Origin of the sequence: Oceanisphaera sp., from assembly GCF_052084945.1 — a bacterium.
In the GTDB taxonomy this organism is placed as follows: domain Bacteria; phylum Pseudomonadota; class Gammaproteobacteria; order Enterobacterales; family Aeromonadaceae; genus Oceanimonas.
The window spans coordinates 16,729-35,518 of sequence record NZ_JBQDEX010000009.1 but is presented as its reverse complement, the minus strand read 5'-3'; the positions used below and the strand labels follow the sequence as shown (position 1 = coordinate 35,518).

The following is an 18,790-nucleotide window of genomic DNA, read 5'->3' as shown; positions in this document are numbered from 1 at the left end:
CATCCATGGCGCTCGCAAGTCATGTGTTGAAGCCAGAGGGGGCGAGCCTGTCTCGCCGTGATGAATCGTATTCGCCTAACGAACATCCAGTGAATGTTCGCAGTAGGTTGATACGATGAATGTCATTATCCCGTAGCGTGTCGGTGGAGGAGGCCCTTTGCTCGGCCTGTACTGTGAAGCTAAATAGATCAGCGAGTTTTCCAGATTGGTATCAGTATGAGCCATATTAGGCTGTCTCTTTATTACCCGACTGTAAGTTGTCATAGCACAGCAGCATTACTTAAAAACGCGCATCTACCCCTAACAGCCACCCTTTAGATTTAACATCAATATCACGCCCAGCAACATCATCAAAAGTGAGATCAGATACTGAATAACCAAAACGTACACCTAAATCAATAGCCATATCTGTAGACCAACGCAGGCCTAAAGCTATCTCTTCACCGGATACATCTTGTAAGCCAAACAGTTTGCCATCAGCAAATAAAGAAAAATTTAATGGCAAAGCAAGTTCTGATGCCACATACGCATGAGCCGTATTTTCACTATCCAATCCTGTTACAGCGGTAAACTTAGAATAGCGGCTAATACCGGCCCCAAGATCCAGTGACACCAAGTTATTATCTAACAACTGATAATATCCCGTCGCCGATAGCTGCTCAAAACCTGTGGCGTCACTGCCATGCGTCAAATACTCCAGCAGTCCATTAGGTATTAGCGGTATAAAGTGCTCAAAAGCTGCATACGCACGGTAGTTATCCTGGTTGTCATTTAACGTCACACCGTTTACATCAAGTTCGGAGTAAAAATAATCAATCCCAACTTTAGCTCCTAGTGCGTCCGCATAGGCTGAACCAGAAAAAGCCGCCATGGCTAAAGAACACAATATAACAGTAGATTTATTCAACAGATAACACCTTATTAAGAGCAGGCTGCCAAGTAGAGCGACCTTGCTAGATGAGAAAACCACAAGATTGCACCATAAAAGCCAGCAACACACCACGCTTACTGATGTTTTGAGCACTAAGTGAACACCCATTTTGGGTTCATGACTTCCGAGCGCCATGGATAGCGTGAGTGCCGATATAGCATGGAGCACTTAATGGCCCTATCATGTGATGGTCGGTGGAGTCGATCCCTTTATCCGACTCTCGATTGTAGAGCCGCCTGTGATTAGGGCTAGCTGACAGCTTAATACCTCAAAGGAGGGAACAGAGATCAGCTCCCACGACCATGAAATGCCATGGACGGCATTTCCTGAGCCCCCATGGATGGGTTGATGGCGTGTCGAGGGAGGTGACTCTGTTTCCTCTTTATACTGCATTTAAATAGATCGATTATTTAGCGTGTTTGGTATTATACCACTTGGTATAAGCTTGTGTTTTTATATCAATACAAAAAAGGCGTGTGGATATTAACCACACGCCTTACTATTCTATCCTAATCCCTATTCACCCGTCAGCAAGCTAACTAATTGCCCTTTTCCATAATCTCGGGCTTTAAGCGGCGCGAGGTTTCAGGATAAAGTAAATTAAGCGCCACTGCACCACCGTCAACGACCACGGCGGCATGTTCACGGTTAAGCAACCTGGGTTCAGCCACACCACAAGAATGCGCAATACTTTCAATTTCATGTACTAAATTTTTATGATAATGAGCAATACGCGTAGCTTTAACATCAGGAACCAACCCTTGCTGCAAACGTGGGTTGTGCGTCGTAATACCGGTAGGACAGGTATTTTTATTACACTGCAGGGCTTGAATGCAGCCCAAGCCAAATAAGAAGCCGCGCGCTGACGTAACAAAGTCTGCACCCATACAAATTGCAGCCGCCACCTCTGTTGGGTTAATAAGCTTACCTGAGGCAATCACGCGCACCCTATCTCTAAGTTCATGGCGAATAAGCTGGTTCACTAACAAGGGTAAGCTGTCTCGTAATGGTAAACCGACACTGTCCATTAACGGCATAGGAGCCGCACCAGTGCCACCGTCTGAGCTGTCTAATGTAATAAAGTCTGGGGCAGAGTCAGCCCCTCTAGCATTTACACGCTCACAAAACTCTTTGAGCCAGTTGGTGGTGCCTAACACCAATTTAAAGCCCACCGGTTTACCGGTGACTTCGCGCACATGAGCAACAAAATCAAGTAAGCTATCAATACAGCCAATATCAGGGTGACGATTAGGGCTAATAGAGGCAACACCTTCTGGGATACCGCGAATTTGTGCAATTTCAGCCGTTACTTTTTCCGCCGGTAAAATCCCTCCTTTACCTGGCTTTGCGCCCTGAGAAAGCTTAATTTCAAACATTTTTACCTGCTCAAGATCTGCCAACGCCTTGAGTTTTTCATCATCCAAGTTACCAAGCTCATCACGCACCCCGTATTTGGCGGTGCCAATCTGAAACACAATATCCCCACCCCCCGCAAGATGGTATTTAGATAACCCCCCTTCTCCCGTATTGAGCCAGCAACCAGCTTTAGCTGCGCCTTCGCTCAAGGCTTGTACTGCCGGTTTAGACAGGGCGCCAAAACTCATGGCGGAAATATTAAAAAATGAAGGTGCATCGTAAGGCGTGCGGCAATGAGTCCCAATACGCATAGGTTGGGTTTGGGCTGCATCTTTTTCTAGTGTTGGAAAAGGGCAGTTTAAGAAGTAATAGGTACCAGGTTTGGATATATCTCGTGTTGAGCCAAATGCCACAGTGTTATTTACATTTTTAGCAGCTCGATATACCCAAGAGCGTTGCGCACGGTTAAAGGGCATTTCTTCTCGATCCATGGCAAAAAAATATTGACGGAAAAACTCCCCTAAATGCTCAAACATGTAACGAAATCGGCCAATAATAGGATAATTTCGGCGAATACTATGTGCAGACTGCCGCTTATCTTCGCGGTACATTTTTATACCCGTTACAGATAAACCAATCAGGGTTAATAGTAATACAGTGCCAACAACCACAATAAAAACAACTGCCGCTTGTGTCCAACTTTCGCTCATGGGGGCTATCTATCCATCTTATTAGTAAGAAATCCATATATGCTAGCTTGAAGTTAACATTAAGGCCAATGATGAATTAAAAACCGAGTAATAATAAGATAAACTCTGTTTTTGTTCCGATTGATAGACATAAATATGTCTGAAAGAGGATATAAAACAATGCAATCGATATTAAAAAAGGCGCTAGGTTAAGTTCCTAGCGCCTTTTTATACCAACCGTACTAAATAAGTAGTCAGTTTGTACCGTCTGTAAAAGCCAAACACAGGGGCCACTCCACCGACACGCTACCGGCTAATGACATTCATCACGGCAAGCTCGCCCCCTCAGGCTTCAACACATGACTTCCGAGCGCCATGGATGGCGTGAGTGCCGATAAGGAAGTGACTCTATTTCCTCTTTTATACTGCATGTTAATAAAACGAATATTTAATGTGATTGGTATTCTTTAATGGTTATCTATTTTTAAAGCTACTTTGCGCTAGGGCGTAAAGTAGGGAACAAGATCACATCGCGAATAGTATGCGAGTCGGTTAGCAACATTACTAAGCGGTCAATACCAATGCCTTGGCCGGCGGTTGGCGGCAAGCCGTGTTCAAGGGCGGTAATGTAGTCTTCGTCAAAGAACATGGCCTCATCATCGCCGGCTTCCTTTTGATCTACCTGATCTTTAAAGCGCTGCTCTTGATCTTCGGCATCATTAAGCTCAGCAAAACCATTAGCAATTTCACGGCCACCAATAAAGAACTCGAAGCGCTCGGTAATGCTAGGATCTTTATCATCGCGGCGCGCCAGCGGTGATACTTCGGCTGGGTACTCAGTGATGAATGTCGGTTGGATCAGACGGTGTTCAACGGTTTCTTCAAAGATCTCGGTGATCACACGACCTAAGCCCCAGCTTTTTTCTACTGATATTTTTAAACCTTCAGCAACCGCAGTCGCAGCTGCCAAACTTGTCAGCTGCTCTGCTGTTACTTCAGGATTAAACTCTAAAATTGAGTTTTTCATGCTCAAACGGGCAAAGGGCTGGCCAAAGTCGAAGCTTTCTTCACCGTATTGCACCACTGAGCTACCCAACACTTGGGTGGTTACAGTGCGCAGCATATTCTCGGTAAAATCCATCAGATCTTGATAGTTGGCATAAGCCCAGTAGAACTCCATCATGGTAAATTCAGGGTTATGGCGCGGTGATAAGCCTTCGTTACGAAAGTTACGGTTAATTTCAAAGACTTTCTCGAAGCCACCTACTACCAAGCGTTTTAAGTACAGCTCAGGGGCAATACGCAGATACATGTCCATATCGAGCGCATTATGATGGGTGATAAACGGCCGTGCCGTGGCACCACCTGGGATCACCTGCATCATGGGCGTTTCTACTTCCATAAAGCCGTTTACATTCATAAACTGGCGAATGGCAGCAACCACTTGAGAACGCACCTGAAAGGTATGGCGCGAGCTTTCATTGGTAATTAAATCTAGATAGCGCTGACGATAGCGTGTTTCTTGATCTGATAAGCCATGAAATTTTTCAGGTAATGGACGCAGCGCTTTGGTGAGCAGTTGAAATTTATCCATGCTGACATATAAATCCCCTTTACCGGATTTATTCAATACGCCTGTCACGCCCACAATATCGCCGATATCTAGCCCGGTGTACTGCTCTTTAATGATTTTTTGCGCATCTTTAGTGGCATACGCTTGAATGCGGCCGCTCATGTCTTGCAGCGCTAAAAAAGGACCGCGCTTAGCCATAATACGCCCAGCTACCGACACCTCTTTGCCTAACTCAACAAGTGCTTCTTTATCTAGCTCGCCAAATTCGGCTTGCAGATCGGCACTTAAATGTTGGCGCTGAAAATTATTAGGGTGTCCGTTCGCCGGACACGCTTTACGAATATGATCAAGCTTGGCACGGCGCTCGGCGATCAGCTTGTTTTCGTCTTGTACTTGCTCTGTCATGATTTGCCTTTATAAAAACTGATTTAAATTCCAGACTTGAGGCTGGCCTCAATAAACTTATCTAGATCACCATCGAGTACCGCTTGGGTATTGCTGGTTTCTACCCCAGTACGTAAATCTTTAATGCGCGAGTCATCGAGCACATAAGAGCGGATCTGACTGCCCCAGCCAATGTCAGACTTGCTATCTTCCATGGCCTGCTTTTCTACATTTTGTTTTTGCAGCTCATATTCATACAGCTTAGCTTTTAGCTGCTTCATCGCTTGATCACGGTTTTTATGCTGTGATCGGTCGTTTTGACACTGCACCACAATACCTGTGGGCTCGTGGGTTAAGCGTACCGCTGAGTCGGTGCGGTTAACGTGCTGCCCACCCGCACCCGAGGCACGATAGGTGTCGGTGCGAATATCAGAAGGGTCGATATCTATTTGAATATTGTCGTCAATTTCGGGGTAAACAAAAGCCGAACAAAACGAGGTATGGCGACGGCCACCTGAGTCAAACGGCGATTTACGCACTAAGCGGTGTACGCCCGATTCGGTACGTAACCAACCAAAAGCATATTCACCGCTAAATTTAATGGTCGCCGACTTAACGCCTGCTACATCACCGTCAGAGAGCTCAATAATTTCGGTTTTAAAACCGCTCGCTTCACCCCAGCGCAAATACATACGCAATACCATATTGCACCAGTCTTGGGCCTCGGTACCGCCCGAACCTGACTGTAAGTCCATATAGCAATCGGCAGTATCTTGCTCGCCAGAAAACATACGGCGAAACTCCAGTTCAACCAGCTGTTTATCAAGAGTCTCTGCATCCGCTTGCGCTTCATCAAAGGTTTCTTGATCGTTTTCCTCAACCGCCAACTCAACCAGCTCGCTAATATCTTGCACACTTTGATCTAGACCGGCTAAGGTATTTACGATGGTTTCAAGTGAGGACCTTTCTTTACCCAGTGCTTGGGCACGCTCGGGCTCATTCCAGACATCCGGCTGTTCTAGCTCGGCGTTTACCTCTTCTAGACGCTCTTTTTTTGCGTCATAGTCAAAGGTACCCCCTAAGAAGCTCAGCCCGTTCAGACAGCTCCTTAAGTTTATTATTCACAGGGTTTACTTCAAACATGGGTCACATGACTCTCTATTGTACTGAGTGTATTTGGCTATCTGCCAACATCTGGCTAGATTCTACCGAAAACCACACACAAACACAGCAGCCTGCCTGCATATTTCGTGAGTTCCTCATTTAGACTGAGCCACACCACTAGAAACAGTAAATACGAGCAATAATTAATACGCATTTACTCGATATGGTAGAGCTCCTCTCTATGAAAAATTAACTAAGCCTCTATACTTATCAAAAATACCCCCCAGCCAGAGACAGTACAATGAACAAACTCACACTAAAGCATAAAATACTGCTGAGCTTTATTATCGCGATTACCATTACTGTGGCCGCGATCAGTGCCATCAGCTTTTATAACTTAAAGGCGCAGCTATATGAAGACAGCACCACTCTTGTTGCTGAATTAAGCGAGCGCGAAGGTGAAAAAGTCAGGCGCTGGTTTGATGTACGTCAACGTATGTTAGCGGCTGCAGGGCAACAATTTGATAAAGCCCCCTTACCTTCCTTGCAGCAAGCCTATACCGCAGGGAATTTTACTGTTAGCTACTTTGGGACTAAAGATGGTGTGATGCACGACAGTGACCCAAGTATTGATCGCACCGGTTATGATCCCCGTAGCCGACCCTGGTACAAAGAGGCTACGGCAAAAAATGGAGCTATTATTACAGCACCTTATGAAGATGCTGCAGGATTAGGCACTGTGGTTTCTTTGGCTGCCCCCGTCAATATTAATGGCCAATTTAGCGGTGTGATCGGTGGTGACGTCGCGATAAAAACACTCATTGATGATGTGAATGCCATTGAGTTACCAGCTCAAGGCTATGCCATGATGCTAAGCAAAGACGGCACTGTTATTGCCTATAATGATGCATCAATGATCTTGCAACCTGCCGAACGCATCGATGACGACATTACCGTCTCTAATCAAGCACAATGGACACAAAGCGAACATTTGCATCAAGCACAATTAAACGGTCAAAATAAACTGGTGTATAGCCAAGCGGTACCTGGTACCGACTGGCAATTACTCATGATCCTTGATAAAAATGCACTAGAAGCGCCACTCACTCCCATGTTAATGCAACAACTGGGTATTGCTGCGCTGGTTGTCATTGTTGCCACTCTTTTCATTAGCTGGCTACTGCAATGGCTGTTAGCACCACTGCTTCGCGTCTCTCGGGCACTTGCACAAATTGCTGATGGTAAAGGTGATTTGACTCGTCGAATTGAGATTCAAAGCCAAGATGAAGTCGGTATATTAGCCGCTAACTTTAATCGCTTTGTCGCCAGCCAAGCTGAACTAATTGGCCAAATTCGCCATCAAGCGGTGCAATTAGGCACCAATGCCGAACAAGCCACAGTGCGTGCTAACCAAACCGTATCTGAGCTAGCCCGTCAGCAACAAGAAGTGACTATGGTCGCTACTGCCGTCACTGAAATGTCATCCGCGACCCAAGAAATAGCGAATAATGCTGAGCAAACCGCCACCGCAGCGCAGCAGTCAAGCACCAGTACCGCTCATGGTAAGCAGCAGGTAAACAAGACTCGTGACTCTATTTTGTCGCTGTCAGAAGAAATGGTAAATACCTCTGCGGTTATGGAGCGACTCGACACCCATGCCCGAGACATTTCAGGGGTGTTATCCACCATTCAAGGCATTGCCGAGCAAACTAACTTATTGGCACTGAACGCGGCTATTGAAGCGGCGCGTGCAGGAGAGCAAGGCCGAGGCTTTGCCGTGGTAGCCGATGAGGTTCGGGTGTTATCGCAGCGCACTCATGCTTCAACAGAAGAAATACAAGTCACAATTACGACCCTGCAACAGGCCACTAGCGAAGCGGTGGAGCTGATGGGCACCAGTCGTAACTTGGCTGAGTTAAGTGTGGATGATGCAGAGGCCGCCGCAACCGCCCTTACTGAAATCACCACGGCCGTGAGTCTAATTTCAGATATGGCCAGCCAAATTGCCACCGCTGCCGAAGAACAAAGTCAGGTCACCGGTGAAATAACACAAAACACCACTACCATTAAAGATGTAGCTGATGATCTAGCCGATGATGCCGGACAGTCGCTTGCGCAATCTAAAGACCTAAGCAAGCAGGCAGCAGAGCTCAACGGACTAGTGAGTACCTTTATTCTTTAATGTTTAATCTTTTATATATCCACATACGTAAATAAAAATAGGGAGCCAATATGGCTCCCTATTTTGTGCTTAATTGCTATTTATTATTTGGTTTTACAGGTTTTAATACCAAAAATGGAGTAGGCGGGGCAATTTCCCATTAAGGCGGTGGCCAGTGGGATCACACCTAACCATCCCCAAGGGGTTTGTGGGCCAACAAACACGATGGCAATCAGTGCTAAGCCAACAATAATGCGTACTGCTCGATCAATACTTCCCATGTTAACTTTCATTGGTGCGCTCCTATTAAGTACAGTGGGTGCTAATATTTAGCTTATCCGTACTTTACGTCTTTCTTAATCACCACTCAGTGATAAAGTCACATAAGGAACACAAAGCGATCAGCTGTCAGCGATCCATCAGATAGGGAATTGATTAAATCATGTTGACCCACGCTATTTTTGATTCGTTATCGCCCGACTTATTAGCGCAGGCCAAGCAGCAGTGTCAGGTGATGACTTTGGCCACCGAGCAAAGGGTATTTGGCGCAGGAGATCAATGCCCGGGCTTACCTGTGGTGTTATCAGGCTCCATTAAAGTACAAATGATAGGCGCATCGGGTAATGGCATCGTCTTGTATCGTATGGCTGAAAATGACATGTGCACCTTGTCTATTGGTTGCTTAATTAGTGGTACTGGCTATAGAGCAGAAGCCATTGTTGAGCAAGAAGCCCAGGCGATTTTAGTACCTCGCGGCTTATTTAATCGCATGATGGAGGCATCGAGTGAGTTTCGCTATCGGGTATTAACCAGTTACGGAAAACGCTTAGATGAGCTTATGATGCTAGTAGAAGAAGTGGCCTTTCGACGTATGGATCAGCGCTTAGAAGAATGGCTGACACACCACCACCACTTAGGAACTATGGTTATTACGCATCAAGAGTTGGCTGTCGAGCTTGGCACCGCACGCGAAGTGGTGAGTCGGCTCTTAAAAGAGCTTGAGCGCCAAGGCAAGGTCAAATTAGGCCGAGGAAAAATTGAGTGTATAGAGATAAAACTCAGCTAAACAAAGGTGATGCGCAATACGCCGTAAGCTAAATATCATCATTCTCTGATTTTAACTGACAGCGTAAAGCGTAAGACGTAGCGCATTTTTAGTCTCGACGTAAAATAGTCCCCCGATCGCCCACCGCATATACGGCACCACTTTGGGTGGCGCACACAGCGCGTAAGCCGACATCACAGCCGCTAGGTTCTGTTAACCATTGGCCATTTTCTAAACGTAACACACAGCCACGCGTCCCTACCGCAAACGCGCCGGCAGCAGAGGAGCCATCTATGCTTAGCAAATCTTCACGCAAGCGAGTAGCCATTTGTTGCCAGCGCTGACCATTGAAATGCGCTAGAGTACCGGATAAGCCTACGGCATAAATATTGGTTAAGCTGTCGCCCCACACGCTGTATAAGAAACTTTCGGTGCCCACATTAAACTCGGTCCACTCAGTGCCGTTGTAGCGCAGCATTAAGCCAAAATCACCAGGGGCCAACAAACGGTCTTGCGCTAAACCCCATAAACTATATAGCGCCGACTGCGTGCCGCTGGCCATACGTTGCCAACCCAAACCATCAAAGTGCAGAATTAAACCTTCATCGCCCACCGCATAAATACAATCGGGCCCAGTACCCCATAGCCCTAAAATAGTCACGTCTAAGTGCAGCTCATAATGCAGCGTCCACTCGCTGCCGCCAAAGCGATAAATGCGCCCTAACTGACCCCCGGCAAATAAGCCTTGGCCGCTGTCCCACAGGCAATGCACTGCCAAATCGCTAGGGGCAGGTAGAGCTTGCCAAGTATCACTGCCGGGCATCAGCTGCCACACACTGCCTGCTTCGCCACAGGCATAAAGATTGCCATTCACACCTTCGATAATGCCCCATAATTGGTGCTTACTGGGTACGCTCATTTGCTGCCAGCGACTCATTTCGGCGGCTTGCGGTGGTGGCGCCAGCGCTTTAGTAAAGTCGGCGGCAGCTGTCATTATTGTACCAAAGTCCCCGACCACCAGCGCTTCACCGGTGGGCAGCGGGATAATGTCCATTAAGTCATGGTGGCAATTGCTTTCTAGCTTATCGAGGCGCTCGCCTCGTAAGTAATATAAGTGGCCTTGATCGCCAACCAATAACACCCCTTCTTTGTAGCTTTTTAGGGCGCGCAGTCGCGGCATGGCTTGCTCAAAACTGAGCGCCTTAAACTTGCCAGCTTTATAGTGCACCAGCTCGCCACGAAAGCCGCCAGCATCAACAAAGTAACGACCGCCACCAAGCAGTAAACTGCCATCATCTTGCACCAGTAAAGTGGTAAAGCCAGAACTAAGTGGACAATCAAGCTGCGTCCACTGGCCACTGTTATCGCGCAGTAGTACCGTGCCCTCACCGCCCGCCGCATACACAAGATCACCAGCACAGCCTACGGCTCTGAGGTTAATACGGGTGGGGCTGGTTTCTGTTTGCCACTCTTGGCCATTGAAGTGCAAGATCACGCCTTCATCGCCCACCGCCCAAGCATGCCCTTGGGCATTACCGTCAATGGCAAATAATGGGGTGTTTTCGGCAACGGCCGCAAAACGCCCGCTGCGTTCGTCTATTTTAGCACCGCGCAGTTGTTGCCATTGCTCGCCGTCGTAATGCAGCAAGCTGCCCATCCACCCCACCGCATATAAGTTGTTAGCAGAGGTGCCCCAAATACCGTGCAAAGGCAAATTACCCGGCACCGACATTTGCTGCCAAGTACAGCTAGTTGAGCCATCCGTATTAGGAGAAAAGTGCAGCACCATGCCCTCGTCCCCCACCACAAATAATTCACCCTCGATATAGCAGCCAGACCACAGTACATCGCCATCACCGGCGCCCACCTCTGGTACTCGATGCCAAGGTGCACGCTGAGGAGCCTGCTTATCGGTACCCAGCAGTTGGCTGAAAAAACGACGACGATCAGAGGCTGGGGCTTGGCTCATAGTGTAATCTCACTTATAAAATTGGTTCTAAAAATCAAAGCCAAAATCAGTCGGCTAAGACAAATCAGGTTTAGCGCTTGGGGCTAAGCGATGGAGCCGCTAATGGCGAGCGCCCATTAACGAGGCCAACTGCGCACGCAACGCCTCTCGCTGTTCATCAGGTACATTACTCAAGGCCTGCTCCAGCTCAGGGTTTTCAAGGCCTGCTTGGCTAAAGCCCTGCAAAGACTGGGCGGCGGCTTCAACAAACGTCGCCTTAGCATGATCTAATACTGCTGCAATAGCCGGCGCAAAGGCACGGGCTTCCGGCCCTTCGGGCATAGATAACACCACAGGCACGCCGGTATCTGAGCCACTAGACAGCGTCAGCGATAAGGGAATTTGCGCAATAGAGGCCACTTCCACTTCGGCCAGTGCCGCGGCTAAGTGAGCACGAGGGAAGACATGAAACTCGGTGTCACAATGGGGGCAGGTGACGCCCGCCATATTTTCCACCACCCCAATTAACGGCAATTGCCGCTCTTGGCAAAAACGCACCGCCTTTAGGCTGTCCATTAGGGCGATTTCTTGAGGGGTAGTGGTAAGCAGTGCCGCCACATCTTGCCCCTCTAGCATATCGGCCAAGGTGATCAGCTCATTACCGGTACCCGGTGGCATATCGATAATCAAAAAGTCCAGCGGGCCCCAATCAAAGGAACCGATCAGGTGGTGCATAAAGTCGTGTTTATAAGAGTCGCGCCACACAATAGGGGTGTCGTCTTTTTCCATCATAAAGGCCAATGAGCCAACTCGCACCGGATACTCAATGCTCAGATATTCAAAGGCGTGAGGTGGCAAGCCCTGATTGCCTAGGCGCACTCTCTGGCCGACAAAGCCAAAGAAACGACTCTGATTTGGCCCGTGAATATCCGCATCGGCCACCCCAACTCGATAGCCTTGAGCCGCCAGTCCGGCGGCTACGTTGGCGGATACCGTACTCTTACCTACGCCACCTTTATTGGCCATCACCATAATAATTTGGCCAATTTGCTCTAAGCGCGATTCAATGAGCTCTTTTTCATGACGGCCCTTATCGCGGCTACACTGCGGTTCTTCAGGGCAAAACTGACAAGCGTGGCCACGGCCACAGTCGGTAGGTGCCAAGCTATGGGGATCAAAATGTGCAACCGTCATCATTATTCCTTATTTTTTGGTAGCGACTAGGCCTGGCTCTAAGTTTATCCAGGTGTGAGTCACGCGCTTATTGCCGTCGCGTTCTTCATCACTGCCCTGCCACAGAGCAAAGGCCATGGGCACGGTTTTGCGCTCAAAGTTAACATCAAACTCGCCTTGAGTGGTTAACGGTCGAGACATAACCACGTGCCAAGCATTGTCTTTATCTTGTTTTTGTTTGATGTAGGCTGCGTCACCGGTTACGGTTTGCTCGTCCAAGATAGTGGTGCTGCCATAGCCGCCGGCAGCCAGGTTTTCTACTGGATGATGATCGGCGCGCCAATACCAAATATTCACCGGGTGATCGGTCCCGCTGCCCATCATATAGGAGGTCTCAACACCTTTAAGGGCAAATTGCACCGCCACCCCATCACGAAAGTCATCGACTGTGGTCCCCGTATCTTGGCTTGCATCTTTCCAACGCAGCCGCACATACATGCGCTTATCGGAGCGAGCGACCTGAAAATACAGGTGTTTGCCACGAGTAGCGCCGTCTTCAAAGCGTAATTTAGCAGATTGATGCACCGGAGGCGCCACCTGTAAGTAAGTGCTGTACATGGGCACTCTATCCCAAATGAGATCGTCGGGATCATTTTGACTGCGTAAATAAATGGTGCCGGGGATTTTTGTGGCCTTAACCACATCACCGGGTTTTATTTGCGTGATATTGGGATTTAATTCATCGGGCTCTGCTTCTATTACATCAGGGCTCTTTGTCGTCGCAACTACAGCGTCTTCTGTAATCGCAGTGTCTTGCTCAGTAGCGCCATCTGCCACAGGCTTTTTAGCCGCGTCAAGGTTCGCTTGTTCACTGCTCTCAACGGCCGCTTGTTTTACACTCGCTTGTTCATGACTTTCATCATTCATCATTTTTACGCTGATGCCAGCAATCATCGCCGCCACCACCAGTAATAATGCCACTTTAAGCAGCGGCGAGGTTTTACGATCGTTAGCAGAGTTTGTTGGTACGGGCTCTTTCATAGCAAGCTCCTAGAAACACTTCATTAATTTCTTGTAGTAGGTAAAAAGTGGTCGGCATTAACTCACAGTGTTCAAACTGCTCACTCAGTCCCACATTGCCTGACTGGCGGGTGCGCCGCGCTCACTACTGGGTTTAGGGCAAGCGCCCACCTCAGCTTCTAAGTCCAATAACTGCGCCACCGCCCATGCCGGTAGTTCCTCTACCAAATGAGCTAAGTTTTCATCCAATCCATAACGGCTCTCTTGAGCGTAATGAGCGCGAATGGTTTGCAGCAAAGGCACCAAATAGCGGCTTAAAAAGTCTCGCTGTGCTCGACGATAAGCCGACGGTTCCTTGCTACTGGTTAAGGCCAGCCCTTCGAAGTGACACAAGAGCGCACAAAATTCCAACATAGCAACGACATGATCCGGCTCATCTTTATGGCCTTCATCTTCAATGGCCGCCGCCACGCCAAAGTGGCTATAAAAAGCCTGCACATTGAGCATAAAAGCGCCCGGTGTTAGCCCTGCAATCAGGCTAGAATAAGCACTGGCGACCAGCGGAACTCTAGGTTTACCGCGCTTACCGTGCATAAAGATGGCCATGTAGCCCATTTCTAATTGTTCGAGGCTTGCGCTGTGTTCAAACACTGGCCAAGGGGCGCCGCCTAAGGCTTGCCAAGCTTCATCCAATGCCGCTTGTAGTCGCCCCTCAGTTAGCGCTTGAAAGGTTTCTGTTAGGGGGTAGGCCAGTGCCACCGCCGCTAGCCGATAAATAGCCTCACGCGCTTGCGCCCGCGCAATTTGATGCTGATGTCGCTGCTGGTGAACCTCAGTTCCGGCAATTTTCATAACAAGGCTCCTGTTAGCTCAGCTTAAACATTTCGGCGTGTTTAAAGCCGATTAAGGTGTCCATCAGCTCGCTTTCTTTGCCGTCGGCTTTGTCTTGGCGCGCCGCGGCAAGCGTAGCCAGCACTTCTTCGACTCTAGGGCCAAATAAGCTTTCTAAATAGGACAACGGAATGCGCGGCTCGTCGAGTTGCTCACCATTAGGTCCAAACTTAGGCGGTGAGGTAGGCGGAATATAAAACACATTGGGCTGGGTGCCCCACTCGGCATGTAATGGCAGTGCCACTTTATACTTTTCGACCAATAAGTGGATTGGGCCTGCTTCATCATCGCGATAACCAATCCAACGAATACGGCCGACACATTGTTGGGCACAAGCCGTTGGCAGACCTTTTTCGATACGCGGATAGCAAAAAATACACTTCTCAGATTTTGAGATCTGCTCATTAAAATAAATTTTCTTATACGGACAGGCGTTCACGCAGTAACGGTAACCGCGACAGCGTTCTTGGTCGACCAATACAATACCGTCTTCTTGGCGTTTATAAATGGCGTTGCGCGAGCAGGCCGCTAAACAGGCCGGATTAGCACAGTGGTTACATAAACGCGGTAAGTAAAAATAATAGCTATTGGGGTAATCACCTTCGCCCTCATCTTCGTCCCAGTTGGCACCCCAGGTTGGTTTTACATGAGGACGCAGCCAAGGATCGGTGCCAGTCATTAACGCTTCTTCGTAGTTATATTCCCATGGAATACCGTAGTCTTCTTGGCTAGGCTGCTTGCCTAAACGCAGCGCACCGTCTTTATCAAAGCCGCCGCCCATGTTTTGGTAATCTCTTGGATAACCCAGACCTGGCTGGGTTTCCACGTTATTCCAATACATAAATTCACGGCCATTGCGGTTAGTCCACATCAACTTACAGGCGGCGGTACAGGTTTGGCAGCCGATGCATTTATTTAAGTCCAGCACCATGCTGAGTTGGCGTTTTACGGTCATAATACTTACCTCTTACACGGCTCTTGGGTCGTTGATGTCTTCAGGCTTAGCCAGCTCTATGTCGTAGCTGCTCTCATGGATATGCTGGTTAGCATTCCATTTTGCATATATAAATTTCAAATGCCCCCAGTTACCCACCAGTTCGAGTGGTTGTAAGAACACCGCATGAGACATATTCATATTTCTGCGTTTAATATACTGATGGGGCTCCCAACCGTGCTCCATCATGATGGAGTCAGCAGGAATGCTGGGATAAAACTTCGCCTGAGCAAAAAAGTCACCGTTGGCGTTAAATAGCCGTACTGTGTCCCCATCCTTAATGCCTTTATCTGCCGCCAATTTGGGATTGATATAAATATTAGGCTCACCACGCTGTAAGCGCAGTAAATACTTATTACTACGCCAGTTGGAGTGAATCCCCCAACGGGCATGAGGAGAATAGAATTTTAAGGGATAGTTAGACGCCTTAGGGCCGGCATGCAGCCGTGCCGTTGGCACTTTTGAGTCCAATTTATCAAACCAAGGATGATCACAATAAAAGGTGATACGTCCGGTTAGGGTTTCATAGGGTTTTTTACCGTCAGTTTGCGCGGTAAAGGGGTTATAACCTTCATCGGCTTTAAGCGGCTGGTTCAGTCCCGCATGCTCATTCATCACGATAAAGCCTTTTTTGGCGGCTTCATCAAGGGTCACACCACCAAACTCGGGCGAGTCTTCAACTATGTGTTTAAGCACATCATAATCGGTGTTTAGGGTACCGTTACGGGTAAAATCATCATGAATAGTATGCAAATCACGAGTCACGTCACTATCTTGAATGGCGCCAATGCCACGGGCGATGGCACGCTCTTGAATTTTTTGGGTGAGCAGCGCCATAATTTCCCAGTCGGGCTTAGACTCACCCACCGGCTCTACAGGGCGGGTAAAGATATTAGCAAAACGGTGGTAACCCTGGGTACGAATATCCCAAGCTTCATAGTGGCTGGCGGCGGGCAACACATAGTCGGCCCACTCGGCGGTGGAGTCCATGCGCACGTTAATATTGGCGTATAATTCACTGGCTTGACGCAAATGTTCTTCTCGATACTTTTCCGACATCTTGTTACGACGGAAAGTATTATCGGCAATAGAAATCATGCCTTTAATTTCACCGTGATAAGGCATCCAGCCCTTATCCAGGGACTCATTCATCATGTCTTCCATCTCATCAAGATCGAAGCCCACTCGCTCTTTTAGCTTGGCATTATCAAAATGATTGCGCGCGCCTTCCATCATGCCGCCGCGTAAAAACTCGCCTAAACCACCGGCCTCTAAACGCGCCGATTTTTTACCTTCAAAGCCTGCCAGCTCGCTCCAACGAGGGTGATTCCATACCACCCAAGAGGTATCTAACCCGCCAGTGCGACCGCCATGGCCAGTTAATGCCAAGGTTAGCGCATAGCCCCAACAGGTATAGAGACAGTTGGAATAACTGGAGGTAATGTAACCCAACATAATGATGGCTTTTTTAGCTTTAGCCAGCAATCGCGCTTCTTGACGAACAATATCGGGGTGTACATTGGTGTCTTTTTGTGAGGCTTCGGGGGTATATTTAGCCGCCTCTTTTTTTACTTGTTCAAATACCGTGGTGACTTCGATGCCCTCTACGGTAAAGGCACCTTCAATGGCGGGGTCTACGGCGCCGAGTGTTAAGGTTTTATCGCTATCGCCCATCGAACCCTTGGCTTTCACCGCTTGGCTAGTATTAAGATCCCAGTGATAAAACACTTCATCGGAGCCACCTGCTACCAAGTCTGCTTCGCGTAATAACTTGCCGTTATCAACGCGCACCAACATGGGTAAATCGGTTTGCTCTTTCATAAATTCCGGCTTAAACAAGCCTTCTTCAATGATCACGTTAACAAATGACATGGCTAAGAAAGGATCAGAGCCTTGGTGAATCGGCATCCATAAGTCAGTGTGGATAGCACTGGGGTTATAATCGGGGGCGGTACTGGTAATGCGTGCACCATTGTATTTGGCTTCCCAAATATAGTGGGCATCGGGAATACGGGTGGCGTTAGGGTTGATCATGCCCAGCATTATATAGTCGGCATCAAACCAGGCATCTGAGGTAAAGCTTTCTAGCGGGTTACCATAGGCTAAATGGGCGCCGGTTAATAAGTCGCCCACTACGGTAAAGCCATCAAGCTGAATGCCCCCGACCAAGGCGGCAAAGCGTGCCGGGCCTGCTTGGCGAACCATAGACTGGTTGCCTGAGCCTTGGTGAGTTTTTAGCTTGCCGGGGCCGTATTTTTCGAAGATATCGATAATTTTATCGGCAATTTCTTCGGTAGCTTGATCCCACGAAATACGCTGCCACTTACCCTCGCCCCGCTCACCGGCGCGCTTTAGCGGATAACGCAAGCGGTCGGCTTCATACATAGAAGTAGAGTGAATGGCGCCTTTTTGACAGCCACGGGGATTGGCATCGGGAATGTCATGGCGAATTTGCGGATATTTAGCAATTTGTTCTTCACGAATAACAATGCCATCTTTCACATATACGTTCCAAGCGCAGTTACCCATGCAGTTAATGCAGTGCGCCGCATGCCCCACTGAGTCCCACGCCCACTCATTGCGGTATAAATCTTCCCAACCTCGATAAGGATATTCAGTAGCCAAAGTATCGCCGATAGGTTCTAGGCGATTAAGTCCCCACGCATTACCGCTAAGCACAACACTGGCACCGGTTAACCCTAAGCCTTTTAGAAAATCTCGACGTTTTAGTTTCCACATTCCCATGATGTCTTCCCCATAGACAAGCGCCACCGACTCATTGGGCATATCCCAGCCGACCTGCAAGTAATGGCCATGTTATATGCTGTTTTAGCACCGAGTTTACACGGGCGTATCAACAAAACATCAGCCATTACTCTCTTTATTAGTTATTATTAAACTAGCAGCTAAATAGTCATGTCGCGAGAAGCCTATTGTGAATAAGGCATTTATCTGCTCTTTAGTTGACTGAGATCAACAGAGGATTGCATGGGGTAAACTAATGTTGTGAAAATAGAAACTCTAAGCTATTACTCATTTTTAAAATGTGATTTATTAACGCACTGCCACATGAAGGAAAGCGCTATGTTGATGCAAAGTAAAAAAGGCTGGGTAATGGCGGCACTATTGGCTGTAACAGTAACATCGGGGGTTGCTCACGCAGCGGGGGATGCTGAGGCGGGCGCACAAAAAATCGCGGTTTGTGCAGCCTGTCATGGGGCTAACGGTAAATCGGCCGTGGCTATGTATCCACATTTAGCCGGTCAGTGGGCAGGTTATCTTGAAAACGCACTTAAAGCGTATCGGGCAGGTGAGCGTACCGGCGGCATGACCGCTATGATGACCCCACAAGCGGCCAACCTAAGTGATCAAGATATCGCAGATATTGCCGCTTATTACAGCCAGCAGTAACAGCCAAAGCGGTACGTTAAAGATAAGGCTGAACGTTAAAAACTAGGCTGTACGCGGTACGTTAAACGCTTTACGTAAACCAAGACAGATGTCATCTTTAACGTTATACG

General features: G+C 48.2%; 14 protein-coding genes. 3 read left to right on the top strand and 11 right to left on the bottom strand.

What is annotated here, in order from left to right:
- Nucleotides 1–280: 280 nt before the first annotated feature.
- The 4 genes from ACTHY5_RS01845 to prfB form a co-directional block, all read right to left on the bottom strand.
- Nucleotides 281–907: a TIGR04219 family outer membrane beta-barrel protein gene (locus ACTHY5_RS01845; RefSeq protein ID WP_441875576.1), complete on the bottom strand. Its 627-nt coding sequence runs from the start codon at nt 905–907 to the stop codon at nt 281–283.
- A 563-nt stretch (nt 908–1,470) separates the two neighbouring features.
- Complete coding sequence (locus ACTHY5_RS01840; protein ID WP_441875573.1) at nt 1,471–2,997, bottom strand: FMN-binding glutamate synthase family protein; 1,527 nt, start codon at nt 2,995–2,997, stop codon at nt 1,471–1,473.
- A 469-nt stretch (nt 2,998–3,466) separates the two neighbouring features.
- Nucleotides 3,467–4,954, bottom strand: a complete 1,488-nt coding sequence (gene lysS / locus ACTHY5_RS01835) for a lysine--tRNA ligase (protein WP_441875570.1) — start codon at nt 4,952–4,954, stop codon at nt 3,467–3,469.
- A 23-nt stretch (nt 4,955–4,977) separates the two neighbouring features.
- A protein-coding gene (gene prfB, locus ACTHY5_RS01830; protein WP_441875567.1) for a peptide chain release factor 2 occupies nt 4,978–6,076 on the bottom strand; the annotation gives its coding sequence in 2 pieces (ribosomal slippage) (nt 4,978–6,000 and nt 6,002–6,076; 1,098 coding nt in all).
- A 262-nt stretch (nt 6,077–6,338) separates the two neighbouring features.
- On the opposite strand from prfB, the gene ACTHY5_RS01825 reads away from it, so the two are divergent.
- The gene (locus tag ACTHY5_RS01825) at nt 6,339–8,219 is read left to right on the top strand and encodes a methyl-accepting chemotaxis protein (protein ID WP_441875564.1); all 1,881 of its coding nucleotides are present in this window, start codon (nt 6,339–6,341) and stop codon (nt 8,217–8,219) included.
- Between the two features lie 83 nt (nt 8,220–8,302).
- On the opposite strand, the gene ACTHY5_RS01820 is transcribed toward ACTHY5_RS01825, so the two are convergent.
- Entirely contained in the window at nt 8,303–8,491 is a 189-nt protein-coding gene (locus ACTHY5_RS01820; RefSeq protein ID WP_441875561.1) for a YgaP family membrane protein, read from the bottom strand.
- A gap of 149 nt (nt 8,492–8,640) precedes the next feature.
- On the opposite strand from ACTHY5_RS01820, the gene ACTHY5_RS01815 reads away from it, so the two are divergent.
- The gene (locus tag ACTHY5_RS01815; protein ID WP_441875558.1) at nt 8,641–9,264 is read left to right on the top strand and encodes a Crp/Fnr family transcriptional regulator; all 624 of its coding nucleotides are present in this window, start codon (nt 8,641–8,643) and stop codon (nt 9,262–9,264) included.
- A gap of 88 nt (nt 9,265–9,352) precedes the next feature.
- On the opposite strand, the gene ACTHY5_RS01810 is transcribed toward ACTHY5_RS01815, so the two are convergent.
- The 6 genes from ACTHY5_RS01810 to clrA all read right to left on the bottom strand — a co-directional run bounded on the left by ACTHY5_RS01810 (nt 9,353) and on the right by clrA (nt 18,014).
- Nucleotides 9,353–11,212, bottom strand: a complete 1,860-nt coding sequence (locus ACTHY5_RS01810; RefSeq protein WP_441875555.1) for a WD40/YVTN/BNR-like repeat-containing protein — start codon at nt 11,210–11,212, stop codon at nt 9,353–9,355.
- Between the two features lie 99 nt (nt 11,213–11,311).
- The gene (locus ACTHY5_RS01805) at nt 11,312–12,385 is read right to left on the bottom strand and encodes a P-loop NTPase (RefSeq protein WP_441875552.1); all 1,074 of its coding nucleotides are present in this window, start codon (nt 12,383–12,385) and stop codon (nt 11,312–11,314) included.
- Nucleotides 12,386–12,394: 9 nt separating this feature from the next.
- Entirely contained in the window at nt 12,395–13,405 is a 1,011-nt protein-coding gene (locus ACTHY5_RS01800; RefSeq protein ID WP_441875549.1) for an ethylbenzene dehydrogenase-related protein, read from the bottom strand.
- A gap of 84 nt (nt 13,406–13,489) precedes the next feature.
- A complete protein-coding gene (locus ACTHY5_RS01795; RefSeq protein WP_441875546.1) occupies nt 13,490–14,236 on the bottom strand; it encodes a molecular chaperone TorD family protein in 747 nt (248 codons plus the stop codon).
- Between the two features lie 13 nt (nt 14,237–14,249).
- Nucleotides 14,250–15,230, bottom strand: a complete 981-nt coding sequence (gene clrB / locus ACTHY5_RS01790) for a chlorate reductase subunit beta (RefSeq protein WP_441875543.1) — start codon at nt 15,228–15,230, stop codon at nt 14,250–14,252.
- Nucleotides 15,231–15,242: 12 nt separating this feature from the next.
- The gene (gene clrA / locus ACTHY5_RS01785; RefSeq protein WP_441875582.1) at nt 15,243–18,014 is read right to left on the bottom strand and encodes a chlorate reductase subunit alpha; all 2,772 of its coding nucleotides are present in this window, start codon (nt 18,012–18,014) and stop codon (nt 15,243–15,245) included.
- Between the two features lie 339 nt (nt 18,015–18,353).
- Between clrA and ACTHY5_RS01780 the strand changes: the two genes are divergently transcribed.
- Nucleotides 18,354–18,680: a c-type cytochrome gene (locus ACTHY5_RS01780; RefSeq protein WP_441875541.1), complete on the top strand. Its 327-nt coding sequence runs from the start codon at nt 18,354–18,356 to the stop codon at nt 18,678–18,680.
- Nucleotides 18,681–18,790: the final 110 nt, after the last annotated feature.

Bases quoted from the DNA above. Each gene is read 5' to 3' on its own strand.
- clrB (WP_441875543.1), bottom strand. From the start codon at position 15,230: ATGACCGTAAAACGCCAACTCAGCATGGTGCTGGACTTAAATAAATGC.
- ACTHY5_RS01800 (WP_441875549.1), bottom strand. From the start codon at position 13,405: ATGAAAGAGCCCGTACCAACAAACTCTGCTAACGATCGTAAAACCTCG.
- ACTHY5_RS01840 (WP_441875573.1), bottom strand. From the start codon at position 2,997: ATGAGCGAAAGTTGGACACAAGCGGCAGTTGTTTTTATTGTGGTTGTT.
- ACTHY5_RS01820 (WP_441875561.1), bottom strand. From the start codon at position 8,491: ATGAAAGTTAACATGGGAAGTATTGATCGAGCAGTACGCATTATTGTT.
- ACTHY5_RS01825 (WP_441875564.1), top strand. From the start codon at position 6,339: ATGAACAAACTCACACTAAAGCATAAAATACTGCTGAGCTTTATTATC.
- ACTHY5_RS01805 (WP_441875552.1), bottom strand. From the start codon at position 12,385: ATGACGGTTGCACATTTTGATCCCCATAGCTTGGCACCTACCGACTGT.
- ACTHY5_RS01815 (WP_441875558.1), top strand. From the start codon at position 8,641: ATGTTGACCCACGCTATTTTTGATTCGTTATCGCCCGACTTATTAGCG.
- ACTHY5_RS01810 (WP_441875555.1), bottom strand. From the start codon at position 11,212: ATGAGCCAAGCCCCAGCCTCTGATCGTCGTCGTTTTTTCAGCCAACTG.
- lysS (WP_441875570.1), bottom strand. From the start codon at position 4,954: ATGACAGAGCAAGTACAAGACGAAAACAAGCTGATCGCCGAGCGCCGT.
- ACTHY5_RS01795 (WP_441875546.1), bottom strand. From the start codon at position 14,236: ATGAAAATTGCCGGAACTGAGGTTCACCAGCAGCGACATCAGCATCAA.
- ACTHY5_RS01780 (WP_441875541.1), top strand. From the start codon at position 18,354: ATGTTGATGCAAAGTAAAAAAGGCTGGGTAATGGCGGCACTATTGGCT.
- clrA (WP_441875582.1), bottom strand. From the start codon at position 18,014: ATGGGAATGTGGAAACTAAAACGTCGAGATTTTCTAAAAGGCTTAGGG.